This window comes from Bradyrhizobium sp. 154, from assembly GCF_023073875.1.
GTDB lineage: Bacteria > Pseudomonadota > Alphaproteobacteria > Rhizobiales > Xanthobacteraceae > Bradyrhizobium.
In genome coordinates this window covers 1-20,234 of record NZ_JADPKG010000019.1, presented here as the reverse complement: position 1 = coordinate 20,234, position 20,234 = coordinate 1, and the positions used below count along the sequence as shown (strand labels likewise).

The following is a 20,234-nucleotide window of genomic DNA, read 5'->3' as shown; positions in this document are numbered from 1 at the left end:
GCCGCCCGTCATGTATGATCTGTCAACCACCAACACGCAAAGTCTGATCCAGGCAACCATCGAACTCGTCGTTGCTGCCGGCCTTGGTGCGGCCCGCCCCGTGGGCATTATGCTGGTGCTTCCGGTATTTACGCGTCCGCAGATCGGCGGCCTGATCCGCGGTTGCCTGGCCGTTGCACTCGAACTACCATACTTGGCGCACATCGCCGATGGCCTGAAGGAGCTAGATCCGGACACCCGTCTGCTCAAGATCCCGCTACTCGGTCTTAAGGAGACGTGTGTCGGCCTGCTGATCGGCGCCCTGCTCAGTATTCCCCTCTGGAGTCTTCAGGCCGTCGGCGAGTTCATCGACACGCAACGGGGCATCAGCAGCGTAGTCACTCCCGCCGATCCCGCGACACGCAGTCAGGCTTCGGCGACGGGACTGCTTATCGGTACCACCGCGATCACGATCTTCGTCGTCACGGGGGGGCTGCAAACCATGATCAGCGGGCTTTACGGCAGCTATCTGGTTTGGCCGGCTTATCAGCTTGGACCCACGCTGAGCATGCAAGGGACACTGGAGTTGTGGGGCGTGCTCGACAGCATCATACGTACCGCCGTCCTGGTCTCTGGACCTGTGGTAGCGTTCCTCTTGCTGGCCGACATATCCGCGCTCCTGCTCGGGCGCTTTGCGCCGCAATTCAACCCGCGGGACCTATCGTTGACGATCAAGAATATAGGCTTTGCGATCGTCATGGTCACTTATACGATCTATCTCATCGAATACATGCAATCCGAAATCATACAGTCGAGCCGAGAGCTGGAGAGGCTGGAAAGGAAACTGAAGTGAGCGACACGAGCGAAGAGAAAACGCTCGCCCCCACTGAAAAGAAGCTAAGCGATTCGCGCAAGAAAGGCATGGTTCCGCATAGCACGGATCTAGTCAGGGCCCTCAGCGCTTGCGCCGGTCTCGGCTATCTCTGGATAGAAGCGAGTTCCATCTACGACAAATGTCGTGAAGCGCTCATGCTGACTGACAAGCTGCTTGATAAGCCGTTCAATATTGCGGTCGATCTTGCGCTCGGCGTCTTGCCCGAACTTGCACTGAGAATTGTTGGCCCGCTTCTTGGGAGTATGGTCATCTGCGCAATTCTGACGACGGTCCTGGCCAATGGTGGATTAGTGTTCTCCTCCGAGCCGATGACGCCGAAATTCGAGAACATTGATCCCATCAACGGACTGAAGCGCATCGCCTCTTTGCGTTCGCTCATCGAGCTTGGGAAGACCTTGTTCAAAGTCTTCTGCCTCGGCGCGATCTTTGTCCTCGTCGTTGTCGGCGCGTGGAAGACACTGGTCTATCTGCCGGTTTGCGGCACGGGCTGCTTCGAGTTCGTGTTCATTCAAGTGAAACTGTTGATCGGGATTGCAAGTGGTGCATTTCTGATCGGCGGATTGGTCGACCTCCTCGTCCAGCGCTGGTTGTTTTTGCGCGGCATGCGCATGACTAAGAGCGATATGAAGCGCGAGGACAAGGAGCAGCAAGGCAGTCCGGAGGTGAAACGCGAACACCGACGCCTTCGGCGGGAGCAGGCGAGCGAGTCTCCACTCGGCGTGCGTCGCGCGACATTGATCTTGACTGGGCGCGAGCTGCTGGTCGGGGTACGCTACATCCGTGGCGAAACGGGCGTCCCGGTCCTGGTTTGCCGCGGCGATGGGGAGGCGGCTTCACGGCTCCTTGATGAAGCGAGGCGCCTTCGTCTCAGTATCGTCGATGATCACGTCCTGGTCGGTGAGCTAATCCGCAACACTAGCCTTGGCAATTCCATTCCTGTCCAGTATTTCGAGGCTGTCGCAAAAGCACTCTTTGCCACCGGCCAAGTCTAGTTCGTGTTGTGAATGAGGTCGCATCGAATGACTGATGTTCTCGCTATCGAGACGGCTGCACGGTCTGGGTGCCGGCAGACGTGGGATCTGATGGCAGCTTGTTGTTAGCTATACCCAAGTTGCTGTTATTGCCGGTCGCGAAGGCTTTGTATGTGGCAACGGGAATGGCCGCACGATTGCCATCACTCGGCACAACGGCCTGATTGTCAATCAAGTCGCGCGGATCGTTGACCATGCCGGCCAAGTTGTTGCGGATCGAGCAGCCAAGCGTCGGATCGAAAGAATTGTCGTTCACTGAAGGGCCGACGATCGCAATCGACGGACAAACGGGAGGGCGCGCCTCGTACGTAATCGCCTCGATTCGGGCGGCAGAGCCATCACGCCTATCGATGAATGGACCGTACAGGCGGATGTTGACAGCGTCGACGCCCATTGCGCGGGCCTCAGCTGCTATCTGCGCCCCGAGCCGACGTGAGCCGACGATATCAAGATGCAGCGCGTCATACCGACCGCGACTGGTGCTTGCTATGAAATAACGCAGACGCTGCCGTTCGGGCCCTCCAAGGGTCTGTAACAGTAAGACGTTCTTCTCCTGTTCAACCAGGATCGCTTGCGCGGTCGGCTCGAGGTAAGTCGGCGCGGTGCTAGTGCAGCCACCTAGACTGGCCGTCAGACCGATGAGGGGGCGCACGAATCGTAATCTCATTGGTCGATCCTCATTCGATGATGTGGCCGGTGCCCCTTGTCGCGCCTGGTACGCTTATCGGGGGAGCACTGCGAACAGGCGAGCGCGTTGCCAATGTGTTCGTCAGACTGCGCGCGAGGTCTGAGGGCGGAGCGATGCGGTCGGTGGGCGCACTCATCTGCTTCGAGTTCGATCTTGGCCGCACGACGTAAGGCGTGACGATGATCACGAGTTCCGTCTCATCCTGTTGAAATGACGATGAGCGAAATAGCGCACCAAGTATCGGAACGTCGCCGAGCCAGGGGAAAGTCGTGATCTCAGTGCTGAAGTTGCGCCGGATAAGCCCACCAATTGCAAAGCTTTGGCCGCTGGCGAGCTCGACAACCGTGTTCGCACGCCGGGTGGAGAGAGCCGGCACGGAGATGCCGTTGATGTTGACAGCACCTTGTGACGATAGTTCGCTGACTTCAGGCTTCACGCGGATATTGATCTGATTGTTACTGAGAACGGTCGGTACAAACTCCAGGCTGACGCCGAAGTGACGGAACTCGACAGAGACCTGCCGATTGTCCTGCAACACCGGAATGGGAAATTCGCCGCCGGCGAGGAAGCTGGCGGATTCGCCTGACATTGCGGTGAGGTTCGGTTCAGCAAGTACGGAAGCGAGGCGCTCGTGAGCCAGTGCATCGAGCATAGCGCTGACGTTCACATGGCCAGTGTTGACTCCTATCTTCGCCGTACCGCCGCCCTGCGGCGCGCCGTATCCACCACCACTGCCACTGACCAAGCCGAGAGTGAAAGGGCCAGCTTGACCGGAAGCGGAGAGGTTGACGCCGAGCTCCTTCATAGCGCTCCGGGAGACCTCCGCCACCCGCACGCTCAGATTCACCTGCAATGACCCCGCCACCTGAATCTTGTTGACGACGAGCGCACCAGACCCAAGAAACTGCTCGGTCACTTTCATCGCTATGTCGACGATCTCCGCATTGGGCGCCGTACCGCTAAGGATGGCCCCGCGCGGGGTGTAGCTTACCTGGATGGGATAGTCGCCGACCTGGGCTTTCAGCGTGGCGCGCAGATCCTCGATCGGCTGCGTGACGACAACACGCAGTTCAGCGAGGGCCTCCCCGCCCTCGTTCAGTGCGAACAAGGTGGTCCGCCCGGATTTTTTGCCGAAAACGAAGATGGTCTTGTTCGAAGGTGCCTGATAGTCCGCGACCGTAGGATCTGCGATAAAGATGCTCGCAGCTGGCGCTGGCAGATGAATCGTCTTACCCAGCGAAGAGGAAAGGGTCAGCGTTCCGCTAATGCCGTCGGCAGCCGTACGCTGCGGCCCACCTCCATCATCCCGCTTGATCTGAGCTACGGCAGCAGCCGGGAATAGCAGGACGATTACGCACAAAAGCTGCGAAAGACAAGGAAGAAAGGTGGACGAAAGGCCGTTGGCGGCGATCGATCTTCGAGTGACGCCGGCATGCTTGTCAAGAATGATGCTCAAGATGGTCTTTTCTTTCAAGTTCGATTGGCTGCGCGGTCGATGCCGCGCATTTCAATTCAAGGAGGTAGCCGATCCCGCGCGCGGTTTTGATCCGTAGCGACGCACCGGACTGACTCAAATGACCGCGCAAACGATAGATTCCGACCTCAAGCGCATTGGTGGAGACCTCGTCGTCAAATGCATAGAGGCTATCCTGCAATGACGCGCGAGCCACGGTGCGGCCGGCGCGGCTGAGCAGATGTTCGAGAATGCACACCTCGCGGCGGGCAATCTTCAGCGGTCGACCATTGACCGACGCTTGCCGACCGATCGAATCGAATCGCAGATTGCCAAAGGTAACGATGGGGGCCGTCATTTGCGTTGATCGGCGCAGAGTAGCGCGCATCCGTGCGATGAGTTCATCAGTAGATACGGGCTTGGGCAGGAAGTCGTCCGCACCGCCATTAAATAGCGCTATGCGCCTACCGAGCTCGTTGAAGTTACTCATCATCACGGCAGGCATCGAATGTCCGTCACGTCTCAACTGCTTCAGCCAATCCAAGCCGTCCCCATCCGGTAGAACCAACTCGAGCAAGAGAATGTCATAGCTGGCGCAACAAAAAGCGGCGGCCGCCTCGTCCAGGGTGCACGCTACGTCAACGGCAAAACCGCAATCGGAGAGCGCTTCTTGTACAACGCGCGCTGGGTCTGTCTCATGATCAACGAGTAGCGTTCGCATTCCGCGACCTCCTATTAAGTCACGCCAAGACACCCACCACGTCAGGTTCGAGCATGCGCGGAATTGAACAGTCCGGCCTCCGCGTAAGCGTTGGAATCCGGAATAGACGAAGAGCAGCGGTGCTGGCGAATCGCATACTGGATCGGGATTCCATTGTAAGCTCGACTGGCGTTGTTCACTGTCTCACGTGGCGCGCATGCATCTTGGTGACGTCGAATGTGCTCTCGCCACCGGGACATAGGCGGCAATCAATCAAATGCATCGATAGGCGGGCAGCACCCCGCTCAGCGCCGGAACAATCCCGGTAGTTGTCGCCGACATCCTGAGTTCGAGATGATTGCCGAGAACACATTGATTGGTGAAATCGATGGTTTGGACCGATGCATTCACATGGCGGAGCAGTGACAATGCCGTTCCATGGTCTGGATCTAAATCTCCTCATCACGATCGATGCTCCCGATGGCGAGCGCAGCCGCACGGCCGCAGGTTTGATGGGGAGCAGCGATGATAGGCAATTTGCATCGCGGCCCTCAATTTGCAAAGCCTCACACGCCCGCAGACGTTCCGTGCTTGAGCAACGAACTTCCTCATTCGGCCTGGAAGGTGAGTCTCCTTCGTGCTCCGATCACTGGAGCGACAGTGATGGCCAAGCGCGGCTACGCTCAGCTGGAGAACGCCATAACGAGGCCGTCCTGCCGCGCCTTCCTTTTTCTAACTTTTATAAAATCACCGAGACGCTGTGGAATGAACTGCTCAACGGCCGCACAATCCAAAGACGGGGGGTGACATGAAGTTGGCCGCACCGGGCAAAACCGTGCCTACAATCCGATCGCGGCGTCCATGATCACGTACTCATCGCAGCTTTACCGACAGCAAACCTACCATGTTGCGTGATGCACGGCGCTTTCCCTACCCGGCAGCACATGAAGTGTGAAATCAATTCTTTGGATGGATTGCATTCGCATCCTGGATAGTGACAACACGTCTGAGGTCTGTGTCTCAGTCTCCTAGTCGCACCTGATGCCCTGATGACCGAACGCAATCTGTCGCTGGCAATTCTGGTGGGGCGAGCGATAATTTTGGTGATTTGCATGGCGGCGTCTTCCTGCAAGGCTCACATTGGGCGCCGACTCTTCTGGGCTAGCAAACCCACGTGATGGTCACTCGCCAAGCAATGTCGGTTCTGCTCCATCCGGACGCGGGAAAAAATGTTGTTGTCATTCTACGTCTGATCAGAATGGTGCATCATCTCGGAATCGGTGGGCGACTTGCTCCGGAATTCGCATGGTGCACGACCGCGCGTCAGCAAGTTGTTCCGTCTGAGCCGAAGCGCCCCGATCCTAGAGAGCTTGACGGCCAATAAGTCTTCCGCAGAGTGCTTGGCAGTCGCATCGGAGTGCGGACAGATGCTTTGGTCAGGTTGTGGTCAGCTAGGTTGTATATCCTCCTCGGCAAAGCTTGTCGCGGCACGACTCAATCGCGTGCATTTTGCCGATCGGGAGCGATCTGATGTATGGCAGAATCGGTGGCTCCGTTTTGCGGAAGCGGTTGCCGGCCTGGAGCGAGGTGGGTCGTCGTCGGCGGGCGCGACGCCATACTCCCTGCGTTCCAATCCGCCCATTATCAAGATCGTCGACTGAGAATCTTTCATGCGCAAAGTGAAGAGATTCTTGTCCAGTGAAATCATGCACATCGCCAGTAACCCGCACGAGTACTCGGATTTTGTTCGGAGAAAGCCGAGCGGGCTGCAACTGTCGGTGGGTGGAGGCTATTCCAGTACTTACGATGATCCGGATAAGCCCGCGCGATTTTTCAGCTATCAGGTTGGGTCACGAAACTGTAGGGCTTTTAGGAGCCGGAGGCTCGGTCCGGATCAAGGGAGACCATTTTCGCCAACAGTTCGGGCGTAACGATATCACGTCCGTGGTAGACCTACGCGTTACTTATCCGCTCGCCGAGAACGCGGGCGATATCCTGCTGGAGCATGAACTGCGAATGGACGGCGATCATCCGCTGGTCTTATCACGTCCTGGCGTAGGAGGTATGGAACCCCATCTAGCGGAAATGGGTTTTGTTCGTGGGTCGCAATAACTGGGTGCTTGATCCTCAACAGCATCCAAAAGTGTGGACGAAGAACGAGAACGACCAGTGGCACCGAGTAGACAGGCCTACAAAGTATCTTTCCAAAGTCGAGGATAGCGATAGTCAAGAGAGCTGCGAGACGGATTCGTCTGACGATGATCCGTCGTATTACCTGGAGCGCGCTGTTCGAAGATTGCCTGTGGGACAAGACGATTCGAATGATGAGAGCGGGCTGGGACCGACTGGTATTTCGCTATTGCAGGGGCCGGTTCAGAAGTGAACTTGAAGGAAGCGCTCGCGCCGGATCGTGCTCCTCGCGCGTGACATATGCCCGGTTTCGAACGTCAAGTTTGACTTCCTCGGCTACTGCTTCCGGCAGCGACAGGCAAAGAACTCAAAAAACGCCTCGGTGTTTTGCAGTTTTCTGCCTCGGCTCAGCGCTTCGGCGCTGAAGTTTATGCGGGCGGCAATCCGGGATTTGAACTTCCGAAAACGGACCCATGTGTCAATGGCTGACATCGCTCGGCAGCTCAATCCCCTCCTGCGGGGGGATTGTGTATTACGGTCGATTCAGGCCGGCGCCTCTGGGTCAATCCTTCGATACGTCAATCAGACAATCGAGGCTTGGATGGTGCGGAAGTTCAAACGCTTTATGGGGTCGCAAGGCCAAGACCGGCCGCGTTCTCGAACGACTATCTCGCGAACGTCCCGGGTTGTTCGCACAATGGAAGATCGGCATACGCGGCTCGTTCGCCTGATGGGAGCCTAGTGACGCGAGAGTCTCACGCTGGGATCCTTGAGGCCGGCGGTGAGATTCCGCCGGCCTACTCGCCAAAGCCGTCTGCCCGGATGTGTGAGGGCAACGCCAAATGGCCGAGCTACTCGACCACGATCCACGGCGATGTGGGTTTCCTGTGCAACCGGAAAAACGCCCTTCGTCAGCTACTCGTCAGCCAGCCTGTCTATCCAGACAGGCTGCGCATTCTCGACTTGATTGGAGATGGAATATGACGGGCATTGGCCGATCTGGAAGATCGCGCACTGGAGATGCTGGAGCCGGATCGAGCAGTTCACGCTCGCACTCAAGTCTAGCCCCTGGGGAAGGCAGTCAATCGTTCGATTCCGTTGTGGAGCGGATGCGCTCTGGGCCCCAAGATAGAGGGACGCCCTCCGCTAGCACGGCGCGCGGTGCCGACGATGCCCTTGGCGACAGGTCTTCCGGTCCCTCCGTTGGCCCAGATCGAATCCTAGGCGCTGCGGCACGTGCAGCCGCTGCGCCACGTGCAGTCACTGCGCGGCGGCGCGGCTTTACCTCAGTGTCGGAGGGTGGAGACACGGCGCCGGTCGCCAGCCAGCCAACTTCCGGTGTGGCAGTCTCCATTTCCTCGTCAGAGGAAGAAATCAACGCAGCAAGGCGACACATGGACCGCCTGCGTGAGGAACTTGCCGCTTGCGGTAATGCGGGCATGCAAGCCCAGAACTCGGAGGAGGCGCTAGAGCTGGCCGATCGGTTCGTCAAAGTAGGCTCGGCAGTTCTGGAGTACTACGCGAGCCTGCGCCCGGCCGTGGCGCGGAGCATTCTGTCCGACGCTGAGGCCCGTCAATATTGCTATGCCGTTCTCGATGCGGGGCATCAAGGCAAGATTGTGGGCAGAGCGATTATCTCCGACTTGCAAGAGCGCAGAAAGAAATCGGCAGACCTGTTCCAGCGGATCAAATCCAACGCTACCCCCGAACAGTTGAGCCGAGTGGCTTCCGGTATGGTGAAGGACCATGTGCCTGTCATCGAGTGGTGGGGAAAGAAGCTGTTACGCTCGGAACGGATGGTGTCCGTCTGCGAGACCACTGCCAAGTTGCCAAGCACGACGCCCGAGATGCGGAAGCCCATCGAGGCCGCACTACGCCTGCATACCGGCTCGGCACTTTATGATGGGTGCTTGCATCTGGAAGCGCGGATTAAGCTCGCGAAGCTTCTGATTGAGTCTCAGGCGAGCACGTTTGAACCAACCGTGAGGGACGCCCTCATGGATGAGAACGGGCGGGTGCGTCTGCTCGGGACCTATATCCAGGATGCTTTTCCGGCATTCATCTCGACGTACAAAGCCGTTCTGAACGAGGACGGAGAGCCACTCGACGCAGAGCACTGCACCGTTCTGGAAGGAGTCATGGAACGGCATTCGGAATTGGCCTCAGGGGTGGAACGCATCGTTGCCAGGCTAAGGGATGCTGGAACGGATGCCGACCTTCCATTGGAACAGTTGGACCAGATCGTGGAAGGTGCATGGGTCACCGCGCACCAAGTCACGCGACTTTTGGCAGTGCAGCCAAAGAGGCAAGTGGAGCCGCCTGCCCAGACTGCGATATCGGAAAAGACCGACTTAGCGGCTGAGAACCACGCGGCGCGCAGGAAAGGGAAAGGCAAGCGCGCACCGGCCGCAGGCGAGGGGAGTTCAACTGCCAGGCTGCGCGAGCCGCAGCTCGCCAGGCCCGACGCTGCCACGGTTATCGTACTCTCGGATCTGGGTACGAAGAAACTCGCGAGTGCAGAGGAGGCGCGCGCCAGGGCGTCGTCATCGGCGACCGGGCACCTGGACATGTGGGAGGCTCCGCCCTCCAGGAACGCACTGACGGGATTACTCAAGCGATTGGACGAGCTGCTGCAGTTCGATCTGCCGGCTCAGCAAAGCGCCGTCTCGCAAGCGCGCCAGATGAAGCCTGAGGACGCCGACCACGTCGTGGATCTCGTCCTTAAGCGCCTGCAGACGCAGGCCATCGAGATTAAGACCTGTGTAGCCGCGCTGGAGGAGCCCCGCCGACGTGGCCTACTCAAGCCTGCGCAAATGACCGAAGTGCACAACAAAATAGTCCGGCTTAAGGCGATGTTGTCCGAGGTTCAGGGACAGGCAAACTCAGTGAACGCGCAAAAGGCGGCGATCACGATCGATTGCATGAAGACCTATGCGTTTCCGTCGCAGAAGTACCTTGAACAGTTGCGGGCGGCCGAAGAACTTGCGTCTGTGTATTCACCCCAAGCCTTGCAGAAGATCGAGCAAGCGACGCTGTTCGAGATCAAGCTGCAGCCCAAGGCGCTGCGCAGTGGTAGGATGCCAAATCCGATGTGGGTGCACATCCATACCAAGCTGCCGGTACGTGCCTCGCAGTTGGCCACGCTGGGCGTCGCCGACTTCGCCGCTTGCCACGTGAAGTCCAATGAACAGCGCGGCTACAATCGGCAATGGCAGAGCGCTCAAGCCGCCACGGGGCACGAGAACGTCGTGATCCACCGCGGCAAGCTCACGCCTGCGTTCTGTAAGTCGTTGTTGAGCATCGCCCCAGGCTACTCCCTTCCCGAGGCGGAGCACGCGTCGATGCAGTTCGCGCGCCTCAGGATGTAGTTACCTGAGTGTCTCGCGCCAGAGCGTCGCTGTGGTGACACCATCAAGCAGACCGCCACCGAGAGGAAATCCTCGATGAACTCGAAGCCGGCGCGGGCTCCTCGAACAGATCGACAACGGGGTCCGACTGAAATTCGGTCGGGAGCGTGGAGACCCCGACTTCCTTTCGCTTGAAAAACAGCATCGCGGCGCTTGTCGCCGCGCTTGCGATGGCCGGGTCCGAATAGCCTAAGACCCGGCTATGCTTCAGATCGTGAATGAAGCAGTTTTGCGCATTTGTGTTCGAGATCCCATCGCCGATCGCTTCGGTAAGTGTCTGCGGCGCCGTGCTTAGCGCCCCACAACGATTGGGCTTCCCGGCCTGGAGCACCAGAATGCGGTGTAAAGGGCCAAACGCGTGCGGGCCAGCCGCACCGGGCTCTCGTGCTGGGGTGGACGGCCCTTTCCGCTACTCCGGGGGCAAGATGAGGACTCGTCGCTGACCTCAAAGAAAGGAGACGCCCGCGAAAACAATTGTTCGCATCGGTTTGAATACGTGAAGAGTGTAGTGTTTCAGCTGCATGGCGCTGACAGGACGGAGCAGCCGAGGGTTGAGGGCAGAAGGCACGGTCAAGTTAACGAATTGGAGCGGCCGAGCGGGCAGACGAGCGGCATGCCAACCGCCCGGTGTTCTTTCTCGCCGTCATGGTTTCCCACCGGAAGTGATCTGCTATGCCGTTTGGATGTATTTCCCGTTTCCTTAAGCTTGCGCATGGTCGCTGGCGGCGCGCGGCATCGTCGTGACCTATTAAACCGTGCGCCAGTGGGGAACCAAATTCGGCAAAAGCGTTCTCCTTTTGGATCCGCCAGCGCGCTCCGCGCGCGGCGACAAATGGCATCTGAACGAAATCGCTATCTCGACGCGGCCGAACAACATTGGCTCTGCCGCGCTGTCGACCAGAATGGCCTCGTTCTCGAGGTCTTAATCCAGCGCCGAAGAGACTCGCGCGCTGCGCAGCGGCTTGTCAAGAAGCCCTTGAAATTCGGCGGCACGCCGCCGCGCGTCATGATCACGTACAAACCCCGTTCGTACGGCGCTGCAAGGGCGAGATGGGCTTTCACACCGACCGACCATCGCCACCACAAAGCTCTCAACCACCGCGCTGAGAATTCTCACCCGCCGACCCGGCGACGCGAGCGGATCATAAAGCGGCTTAAATCGTCCCGTCAGACTCAGCGGTTTCTGTCAGTTCACGATCCGGTCGCAAACCTTTTCCACGTCCCCTATTCCGGAGCCGTCACTGCCGACTTCCGTCGTGCTTCGCGCGAGCCAGCCTTTGCGATTTCCTGCGAGATCTCCGCGATAGGCGCTATCGCCGATTCTCAAACCCTGAGAAGTGCCTTCTTCGGTTCAGTGCCAGATCGCGCATGGGCTATCTCCAAAAATGGAAGCGGCAAGAGGAGAAGAAGTCCAGCGCGGGAGGATCGTGAAGATGGCTCGCCTCACCCCGCCGAGCAGATCGAGCAGAGCTACGACGACACCATGAAGGCGCTGGCCGACTATCTCACGCGCGAGCGCGACGCGGCAACCACCATTGAAATCCAGATCCTTGATCGGGACAGCCTCCGCGACGCCATCACGGAGGTCCTGGTTGACGCGCGCGTGCATCCAAGACCAAGAGCGGACGTCCCGCAGCGCGAATTATGACCGTTTGGATTTACGATCAGGGCGAGGTTCTGAAGGTCTTCGCGACCGAAGAGGTTGCGCAGGCATGGCTCGATGAGAACGATCCCGAGGGCGTCACCTTTGAGCACGACGTGATAGGCCCGCCAGCGCGAACCTGCACCCGCAGAACAGGCCCGCCAATTGAGGCGGCGTTACTCTCTGTCCATTTCGGAGATTTACGGGCGCCTTAGAGGCTCAGCACCAGCATATACGCGAGGACCGTGGATAGAGCGCCCAATCCAACCATGGTGATTATGAAAACGAGGTCTGGCGCCGTCACGCTGCCCCCCATTTGGTTTCGCAAATCACCTGAATCTTACGCTTTACTCCGGCGGCTGCAAGCCGGGCGACATAAGCCATTCGGTCATGTGAGCGCCAACCTCGTTTTGTCGGGCTCTACGCAGTAAGGCTTCCCGCTGCGGTCCATGCGGGAGCTTCTTGGCTTGCTCGCGTAGGCTTTTCGCTTCTTCGGCAAGTCGTTCTTCCAAGGGCGAAGACTGGCTAAATCGGCGGCGCGCTCCCATGGCCTTCCTCCATGACGTAACCGGCAATTCAAACGCGAAAGTTCCGGGCCGGTTCCTCAAATCAGGCCACCGTGATTTTCAAACTAGGCCTCCGCGCTCGGAAACAGGCCAGTACCCGAGGCAGCATGAGAACATTCCGCAAAACGAGAACAACGGGCTTCCATCAGGTGCGGCGGCGTCCGAGCCCCCGCGGATATGTAGGCCGCAGGTGCTACCTTATGACAGCTCCTGCGGCCGGTGCCGCGACGTTCCGCACGATCCGCGCAGCACGCCAAGTTGCTAGCACACAGGCCCGCTAGCGCGAACCGGCGGGGCTTTTGCTGTCCCGAAACGGGCTCGCGCAGTCGAGATTGAACTTGTTTTGGAGAGCCCTGATCATGTCCTCGACGCTCTCTTGCCGCCAGTGCGTGGAACTAGTTTGATCTGCAAGCCCATGGCGGTGAGCACACTGAGAATTGTTGAAAAATTCGGAAGCCGTTGGTCGCCGAACGCGCGATAGATGCTTGTACGCTGCAGTCCAGTTTTTTTGAGAGTTCTGAAATGTTGAAATGTCTGAGTGCCTGCCCGATGCTCCGCAAATTGTGTGAGGTTCACCCGAAGCGAGTGCCTCGTTGAGCTCAACGGCGAGCTGCGAAGGGACGTTTGGCCTGAAGGTCTTTGTCATTCGAGCCTTCCAAAGAAGATGGCCGGCTCTAAGAGCCGGCCCCTGTTCTTTTATGAAGCTGCTCAGTACCTCGCGATCGTCGGACCGCCGAACTTGTAGTTCAGGCGGACCAAGCCCATGTCAACGTCTTGGCGGATGCGGTCGCTACCTGCGAAGGCTCCAGCCGGCGTGGTGAAGTCGATCGTGCGATCGCCCAGGAAGATGTGGTTGTACTCGATGCCAACCGACCAGTTCGGAGCAAAGCCATACTCGAGGCCCGCGCCAACGGTGCCACCCCAACGGGTTTCACGCGCCGACGACAAGAGCGCGCCAGTCGGAATATCAAACACATCATACTTGTCGCCGACGACCGCGGCGCCGCCCTTGACGTAGAACAAAACATTGTTCCATGCGTAACCGACCTGCCCGGTAATCAGACCAAAAGAGTCGATGCGAGAGCGATTGCGATCAGTGCCAAACGCCAAGCTCGTGTTGTCGCCTCTGAAGTCAGCCCAGTTGCCTTGGCCTTCGAAACCGAACACCCAATTTGCCGACTGCCAGCGATAGCCAATCTGACCACCGACCGTGCCCCCGACAGCATTGTGGCAACCCTCGCCGACCAGAGCGCCTGGGACACCGAAAATGCCGGCTGCATCCACAAAATCCCAGCACTTGTGGCTTGAACCGCCGCCGCCGTTGATGCCGATGTAAAAGCCGCTCCAGTCGTAAACAGCAGCAATCATCGGAGGCGCCTTCGTATATGGCCGCGCGGCCAGATCCGCCGCACTGGCGGGAGCGACCAGCCCCAGAGTTAGTGTTCCGGCTGCAGCCGCTAAAAGCCTTTTCATGCGAGTGTCTCCCCAGAAATACGAGTTCAATGAATCGGATGCGTTTGGCTCCGGGCCCGATTAAGAGTACGTCGTTCGCCTCTACGTTGCTGTAGCCGGCTTGCAACACTCGCGGTCAAAGACGGGCGGGATTCTTCATAGTTATTAGCTAGTTGCGGAAGTAAAATCCCGGTGGCGTGCACATCGGGGGCGGGCGGGCAAAAACGCCCCGCAGCGAATCGGGTTCTTCGTTTCCATGCCCACGACACGCAGTAGCTTGCTCTCCGACCGAGCTACTAGGAATCGATAATCTGCGAGGTACTTAGGATGCCGGTGATCGCGGTATGGCTGACGATCCCCTCGGTAATTTTGTCTCCAATTGGAGACAATCCTCATCCAGTCGAGCGCCCACACGCTTACCCATCCAGACGGACTGCCGATCCGCCTGAAGCTCGCCAGGCACGAAACACCATGTGCCCATTTCGATTTTAAAAATGTGATCCTCAACAGAGCGAGGACGTGGTCGCGTCGGCACCTCCGCCAGTGCAGTCCGCCTCGACGAGGACCTTTATGGCCCGGACATTTCTGCGGCGAGCGATCAGCTGGGCCAGTCGCGCCCGGCTTGGCTTCATCTTCTGCTCGAGGCCGCAGACCTTCTTCGAAAGTTGGCCGGCGAGCGATGCCGGCGAGTCGCTGAAGGCTGTGCTTCGCAGATTAAGCCGCAGGCTCGATAGTTGGTCCGAAAACCGCATTCGAGATGTCTGGCACCGGGACCCCCGAGTGAAGATCCGGGCCGATGAGGTCAGCCAGCTGCGTGCGCTCGCAGAACCCAAACGCAAATCAGAGACTGTCCATGATTCTGAAGAGCTTCGAGCTACTACGCGGCGGCCTGCGTCGCCGCTCGGTGAGGTTTTTGAGGGCGGAAAGTGTATACTTTCAACTTGTCTGCCGTCGCCATCGGTCTTACGGACGACGTCGAACGAAGCCGCTAAGATCGTGAGCGGTAATCCAACGTCAACCGTTATGGCTGCACGATGCGCCATCGCGGATGGGTGACGAGTACCGCGGATACGCACTGGCAAACGAGAACCCGTCAGCCCTATGTGGCTGGCGGGATTTTCTTTAGGCGCGCAGCCGAAGTCCTGCTGCTCGGCAGAGTGATCGCTCACCGCCTGAGAAGCACTAAAGGCAGAGAGAAACAGTGCAGGAACGTCGCAGACAAGAGCGCATCGAGACAAACGAGGTCGCCTACACCGGTTGGGTGGCGAGAACATCGGACGGTCGCACGATGAGCAGCCGAGCCGCTCCGTGGCCGTCGCGCCATCATTGCTCGCTTCGTGCCCATGCTGTGCCCCAGCTTTTTTGGGGCACATACTCGGAGAACCGCGTCGCTAAGTGCCTGATTCCAAGGGATTAATGGTGGGCGCACAAGGGATCGAACCTTGGACCTCTCCCGTGTGAAGGGAACGCTCTCCCGCTGAGCTATGCGCCCGGGACCATCATGCAGGCGGCCGGACTTGCGGCCGGCCGGCACATTGGAGCCCGCGATTTAGAAGTGCGGGCCGAAGGTGTCAAGTTTCCAGGCGCCGTAGGGCCGGAAAACCTATCGCAAGCCATGCCATTCGCTGGTAGGCCGGGTTTCGGCCCGGTTAGGCGCCCTGCTGGCGGGCGCGGGAGGCGTGGGCCTGGAGGGCGCGGATGCGCTCGGCGAGCGTTCCACCGCCCTCGGGCAGGGTGGCCGTGGCCGCGCCGTTGGTGGCAGCATCGTTGGCCGGGCGCGGCGCCGGCTTGGCGGCCTGGCTGGCGTCGGCCGCGAGCAGCGCCTCGATCGGCGAGTTCGGGCCTTCGAGCTGCATCGCCAGCTTGGCGACCTCGGCGGCGATGTCGTTGATGCGCTCGCGCAGCAGCGCGTTCTCCATCCGCTCGGTCGCCCAGGAGCTTTCCGCCTGCTGCTGGATCGCGTTGATGTCGCGCTGGAGTCTGGCGCGCTCGTCACGCGCGCTGCGGAGCTGCTCCTCCAGCGCGGTCTTTTCCGCGCGCAGCGCTTCGAACGGGGCCGACGACTTGCCGCCGCTCAAGGCGGCGATCTCGACGCGCAGCTCCTTGATGATGCGCTCATTGCTCTCGTTGGCCTGGCGCAGCTGGTTGTTCTCATAGTCGCGCTCGGCGAGCAGCTTGCCTTGGGTGGCAAGGCGCCCCTCGAGGTCGGCGACGCGGCTCGACAGCATCTCGGCCTCCGTGACCTGCACGATGAGCTGGCGATCGAGCTCGGTGACACGCTGGCTCAGATTCTCGACGCGGCCCCGGGCATCCGCGAGTTCGCGCGAGGCGGTCTCGGATTCGGTCCGCTCTTGCGCGAGGCGCGCTTGCGTCGCGGCAAACTCCTTTTCGGCATCGCCGACGCGGTTCTTCAATTCCTCGATCTGCGCGCGCACGGCGACCAGCTCGACCTGGCGGCTCTCCGCCATCATCGAGCGGTCCGACAGTTCAGAGTTGATCTTTGCAAGCTCGGCCTGCTTGTCGGCCAGCGCAATCCCGGCGGCGCGCAGCGCCTCGGTCTTGGCGTTGAACTCCTCCTCAGTGGCGCGAAGCTGCTCCTTCACCGCCTTCTCGCGCGCCTCCAGTGCGAAGATCGTGGCGTTCTTCTCCCCTAACTCGATCTTCATGCGGTTGATGGCATCGCTCTTCTTGCCGAGTTCGGCGAGCTGGCTCGTGGTCTTGTTCTTGAGCTGCTCGACGCTCATCTCGAGCCGCCGCGCCGACATGGCGAATTCGGCGCGGAGCTGGTCCTTGTCGGCCTGGATCTCGGCCATCGAGAGCGGGGTGGCGGCCTCGAGCCGGCGCGTGGTCAGGCGCACCGCGCGGTTGTGCACCAGCGGCACGATGGCAAGCCCGCACAGCATCGAGAGCAGGAAACCGATCGCCAGGTACATGATCGGTTCGACCATGGGCCAGAACTCCCAGAGCTAAGGAAAAATTTACCAACGACAATGGCATGGGGCGCCGGCAAAAAGCCAGCCCCGCTCTGTCGTTAACCTTGATCCGTACCCAGTTGGGAGAAGAGACCTAGAACGGGTTCCAGGTCGCATTCGGCGTGAATTTGAGATAGCCGATATTGGCTCCGAGCCGCAGGCCGAGGCCGGACCGGATCGGCACCAGCACGATGTTGTTGGCGGTGAGCGCCGTCATGCCGAAGCCGCCGATGATATAGGCCGAGCCGTCGAGGCCGGCGAAGCGCTGGTAGATCGCGTTGGTGGCGGGCAGGTTATAGACCAGCGTCATGGTGCGGGCGCCGTCGCCGCCCCAATCGAAGCCGAGCGAGGGGCCCTGCCAATAGACGCGCAGATCGCCGGCGTTCTTGGTGTAGAGCGTGCCTTCGCCGTAGCGCAGGCCGGCGACGAAAGCGCCGGAACCTTCCTCACCCAGAATGTAGCCGTTCGGCAGACCCCATTGGCTGACCGCTTTCTCGATGATCGAGGCGAGCCCGCGCGAGACGTTGCCGAAGAAACGGTGGCCCGCGGTCACGAGCTCGTCCGGCCCATAGGTGTTGGGCGTCGGGGCGCGCTGCGGCGGCGGCAGGTTGGGCGGGGGCGCCTGCTGGGCGGAGGCCGGCACGATCCAGCCGATCATCGCGGCGAGCGCGAGCGCAGCAAGGCGTGATGCGAAAGTCATAAAAGAACCCCTGGTACCGAAACCGATCGCTTCCTTAACCTGACGCCAACAGGCACGGCTCTAGGTTGCGCCGGATGTCCCCTCGACTCGGATGTTATCCGCAGCAACTATGACGGCACAACGGCAGGAAGATAGCCCTTTGCGCCCCGGAATTGCCTTGATCGGCCGCCGCGTTTGCCTCGTCTGCCTGCTGGCGGGCATTTGGATCATCTGCCCGAGGTTGCCTGCAGAGGCAGCCACCACCGAGCGGATCGTCGTCAACCGCTTCAGCGGCGTCGCCATCGAGGGCTTCGATCCCGTCGCCTATTTCGTCGATGGCGCGGCCGTACGAGGGACGGCGCAGTTCGAGGCGAACCTCTGGGGCGCGGTCTGGCGCTTCCGGAACGAGGGCAACCGAGCCTCCTTCCTGTCCCATCCCGAGATCTACGGGCCACAATTCGGCGGCTATGATCCGGCCGATATCGCCCGCGGCGTCGTCGTCGCCGGCAATCCCCGCTTCTTCGCGATCGTGGCGCAGCGGCTCTATCTGTTCAGCCGGGAAGCCAATCGCGACGCCTTCGTCACCAACCCGGAGCGCTTTCTCTATGAGGTCGGCAAGCGCTGGCCCGCCCTCCAGGATAAGCTTGGCCAGTAACAGGCGGTCAGTAGCGATCTACCGCCTGCGGGTCGCCCCAGGCAATGAACTCCGGGATGATGAAGCCGCTGTCGCTGCGCTGGCCGAAGCGGAGCTCGCCTCCCTTGCCGTCGGTCACCCTGCCGCCGGCCGCGGTTACCACCGCCGCGCCGGCCCCGACGTCCCATTCCGAGGTCGGTCCGAAGCGGGGATAGATGTCGGCGCTGCCTTCCGCGATCCGGCCGAATTTCACGGCCGAGCCGACCGTCCTTCGGACGGCATTGGGTCTGGCATCGATGAACGCCTCGCTCCTCAGATCGCCGTGCGAGCGGCTCACCGCCGCGATCCAGGGCGCGCCCTGCGCCGGAAACTTGCGGGTGTGAATTGGCTCGGCCGCGCCGATGGTCGTGCCGTCGAAGCTCACGCGCTCGGCGCCGCGGCCGATGACGCCGCGCCAGAGCAGGCCGAGCGCGGGCGCGGAGACGATGCCGAGCAGCGGCACGCCTTCAGTCACCAGGGCGAGGTTGACGGTGAATTCGTCGCGGCCGGCAACGAATTCCTTGGTGCCGTCGAGCGGATCGATCAGGAAGAAGCTGCCCTGAAACGGCGGCGAGGCGAACTGGGTCCGTTCTTCCGACAGGGTCGGCACGTCGGCCGCAAGCTGCGCCAGTCCCTCCGCAATGATGCGGTCGGCGGCAAGGTCGGCCTCGGTGACTGGCGAGCCGTCCTGCTTGCCCTCGACCCGCATCGCCGCACGGTTGACGGCGAGGATCGCTTCGCCCGCCTTCACCATCAGTGCGGTGAGCGGCTCCATCAGGCCGGTTGCGGCCGCGCCGTCGATGATCCGCTTCACCTGGATGCCTCATTCATCGGCAATTTCGTCCTCCTCGACTGATTCGCCCCGATTGATTCGGTTGGGGCTTTATGGCCACCTCTCATCGATCGCAAGCTAGCTGCCGCGGCCATGCGAATGTTAGAACCCGCAGCATCCGTCAAGCATGCGTGATTCGCGGCTCCAACGCCGTGCATTCCAGGAACCCTCCAGGACCCCATTATATGTCTGACGCCTCGTCGCCCGCGACCGCTACTGCTCCAGATATGCTCGAACTCGCAGCGCTGTTGTGCTCGCGGGTCTGCCACGATCTCATCAGCCCCGTCGGCGCCATCGTCAACGGGCTCGAAGTGCTCGACGACGATCCGAAGCCCGAGGACCGCGAGTTCGCGCTCGACCTCATTCGCAAGAGCGCCAAGACGGCCTCGGCCCGGCTCCAGTTCTGCCGCCTTGCCTTCGGCGCCGCCGGCTCCTCCGGCGCACAGATCGATCTCGGTGATGCCCAGACCATGGCGCGCGGCCACATCGAGGACGGCAAGTGCTCGATCACCTGGAATCTGCCGCGGCTGCTGCTGCCGAAGAATCGCGTCAAGCTGCTGCTCAATATGCTGGTAGTTGCCCAGCACACGATCCCGCGCGGCGGCATGCTGACGATCGATCCGATCGGCGAGGGCGAGACGATGAGCTTCCGCATCACCGCGACGGGACATAATGCGCGCCTGCCGCAGAACATCTCCGAGCTCCTGAGCGGCGAGCGCGGGCCTGCCGCGGATGCGCATGCGATCCAGCCTTATTATACGCGGCTGTTGGCGCAGGCCTGCGGGCTCACCGTGAAGCTCGCGCCGGAAGGCGAAGCCATCACCGTTACCGCTTCGTAAACGCGCCTTTTCGCGCTCGGAATATTAATCCAAACTTGACGAGGCGCTTCGGCTTGTCCGGAGCGCCTTATCTCTTTGTTGGTTCCGTTCTTTTGCACATACTCAACCAATATTAAACGCTTTGCGGTGAAGCTGGCCCCATTCCGAAATGGCGCATCACGCCTCGTGCGCGCCCTTCCTGTATGAAGGCCTGTTTTTCATGGATGATCTGTTGCGGGAGTTTTTGACGGAGACCAGCGAGAGCCTGGACACCGTCGACAATCAATTGGTGAAGTTCGAGCAGGAGCCGAACAACG

At 60.3% G+C, this 20,234-nt stretch carries 14 protein-coding genes, 1 tRNA gene and 1 pseudogene; 7 read left to right on the top strand and 9 right to left on the bottom strand.

What is annotated here, in order from left to right; all coding sequences use genetic code 11:
* The first annotated feature begins 10 nt into the window (after positions 1-10).
* A complete protein-coding gene (gene sctT / locus IVA92_RS01420) occupies positions 11-832 on the top strand; it encodes a type III secretion system export apparatus subunit SctT (RefSeq protein ID WP_247275801.1) in 822 nt (273 codons plus the stop codon).
* Positions 829-1,866: an EscU/YscU/HrcU family type III secretion system export apparatus switch protein gene (locus IVA92_RS01415; RefSeq protein ID WP_247275800.1), complete on the top strand. Its 1,038-nt coding sequence runs from the start codon at positions 829-831 to the stop codon at positions 1,864-1,866. Before sctT ends, IVA92_RS01415 begins: the two co-directional genes overlap by 4 nt.
* Positions 1,867-1,909: 43 nt before the next feature.
* Here IVA92_RS01415 and IVA92_RS01410 read toward each other — a convergent pair whose 3' ends face one another.
* Genes IVA92_RS01410 through IVA92_RS01400 form a run of 3 tightly spaced genes read right to left on the bottom strand, consistent with a single transcriptional unit; the run spans position 1,910 to position 4,767 of the window.
* Entirely contained in the window at positions 1,910-2,572 is a 663-nt protein-coding gene (locus tag IVA92_RS01410; protein WP_247275799.1) for a CpaD family pilus assembly lipoprotein, read from the bottom strand.
* 10 nt (positions 2,573-2,582) lie between these two features.
* On the bottom strand, positions 2,583-4,004 hold the full coding sequence (locus tag IVA92_RS01405; protein WP_247275824.1) for a type II and III secretion system protein family protein: 1,422 nt from the start codon (positions 4,002-4,004) through the stop codon (positions 2,583-2,585).
* 28 nt (positions 4,005-4,032) lie between these two features.
* Entirely contained in the window at positions 4,033-4,767 is a 735-nt protein-coding gene (locus IVA92_RS01400; protein ID WP_247275798.1) for a response regulator transcription factor, read from the bottom strand.
* Positions 4,768-5,174: 407 nt separating this feature from the next.
* Between IVA92_RS01400 and IVA92_RS01395 the strand changes: the two genes are divergently transcribed.
* The 3 genes and pseudogenes from IVA92_RS01395 to IVA92_RS01385 form a co-directional block, all read left to right on the top strand.
* On the top strand, positions 5,175-5,558 hold the full coding sequence (locus tag IVA92_RS01395) for a hypothetical protein (protein WP_247275797.1): 384 nt from the start codon (positions 5,175-5,177) through the stop codon (positions 5,556-5,558).
* A gap of 2,298 nt (positions 5,559-7,856) precedes the next feature.
* Complete coding sequence (locus tag IVA92_RS01390; protein ID WP_346658110.1) at positions 7,857-10,244, top strand: hypothetical protein; 2,388 nt, start codon at positions 7,857-7,859, stop codon at positions 10,242-10,244.
* Positions 10,245-10,896: 652 nt separating this feature from the next.
* Positions 10,897-11,646 (top strand): annotated as a pseudogene (locus IVA92_RS01385) (IS6 family transposase); the annotation flags it as partial.
* 1,202 nt (positions 11,647-12,848) lie between these two features.
* Here the strand turns inward: IVA92_RS01385 and IVA92_RS35905 are convergent.
* The 5 genes from IVA92_RS35905 to IVA92_RS01360 all read right to left on the bottom strand — a co-directional run bounded on the left by IVA92_RS35905 (position 12,849) and on the right by IVA92_RS01360 (position 17,615).
* Positions 12,849-13,067, bottom strand: a complete 219-nt coding sequence (locus tag IVA92_RS35905) for a hypothetical protein (protein WP_346658109.1) — start codon at positions 13,065-13,067, stop codon at positions 12,849-12,851.
* A gap of 132 nt (positions 13,068-13,199) precedes the next feature.
* Positions 13,200-13,964, bottom strand: coding sequence for an outer membrane beta-barrel protein (locus IVA92_RS01375; protein WP_247275794.1), 765 nt, complete (start codon positions 13,962-13,964; stop codon positions 13,200-13,202).
* A 1,396-nt stretch (positions 13,965-15,360) separates the two neighbouring features.
* Positions 15,361-15,435 (bottom strand) — tRNA-Val (locus IVA92_RS01370).
* 157 nt (positions 15,436-15,592) lie between these two features.
* Positions 15,593-16,891 carry a hypothetical protein gene (locus tag IVA92_RS01365; RefSeq protein ID WP_247275793.1) on the bottom strand — a complete coding sequence of 433 codons (1,299 nt, stop codon included), beginning with the start codon at positions 16,889-16,891 and terminating at the stop codon, positions 15,593-15,595.
* A 118-nt stretch (positions 16,892-17,009) separates the two neighbouring features.
* Positions 17,010-17,615 (bottom strand): DUF1134 domain-containing protein, encoded by a 606-nt coding sequence (locus IVA92_RS01360; RefSeq protein ID WP_247275792.1) that lies wholly within the window; start codon positions 17,613-17,615, stop codon positions 17,010-17,012.
* 139 nt (positions 17,616-17,754) lie between these two features.
* Here IVA92_RS01360 and IVA92_RS01355 point away from each other — a divergent pair, with 139 nt between their 5' ends.
* Positions 17,755-18,249: a YHS domain-containing (seleno)protein gene (locus IVA92_RS01355; RefSeq protein ID WP_247275791.1), complete on the top strand. Its 495-nt coding sequence runs from the start codon at positions 17,755-17,757 to the stop codon at positions 18,247-18,249.
* Positions 18,250-18,256: 7 nt separating this feature from the next.
* On the opposite strand, the gene IVA92_RS01350 is transcribed toward IVA92_RS01355, so the two are convergent.
* On the bottom strand, positions 18,257-19,081 hold the full coding sequence (locus tag IVA92_RS01350; RefSeq protein ID WP_247275790.1) for a 3'(2'),5'-bisphosphate nucleotidase CysQ: 825 nt from the start codon (positions 19,079-19,081) through the stop codon (positions 18,257-18,259).
* Positions 19,082-19,284: 203 nt separating this feature from the next.
* On the opposite strand from IVA92_RS01350, the gene IVA92_RS01345 reads away from it, so the two are divergent.
* Entirely contained in the window at positions 19,285-19,938 is a 654-nt protein-coding gene (locus IVA92_RS01345) for a histidine phosphotransferase family protein (RefSeq protein WP_247275789.1), read from the top strand.
* The last annotated feature ends 296 nt before the right edge of the window (positions 19,939-20,234 follow it).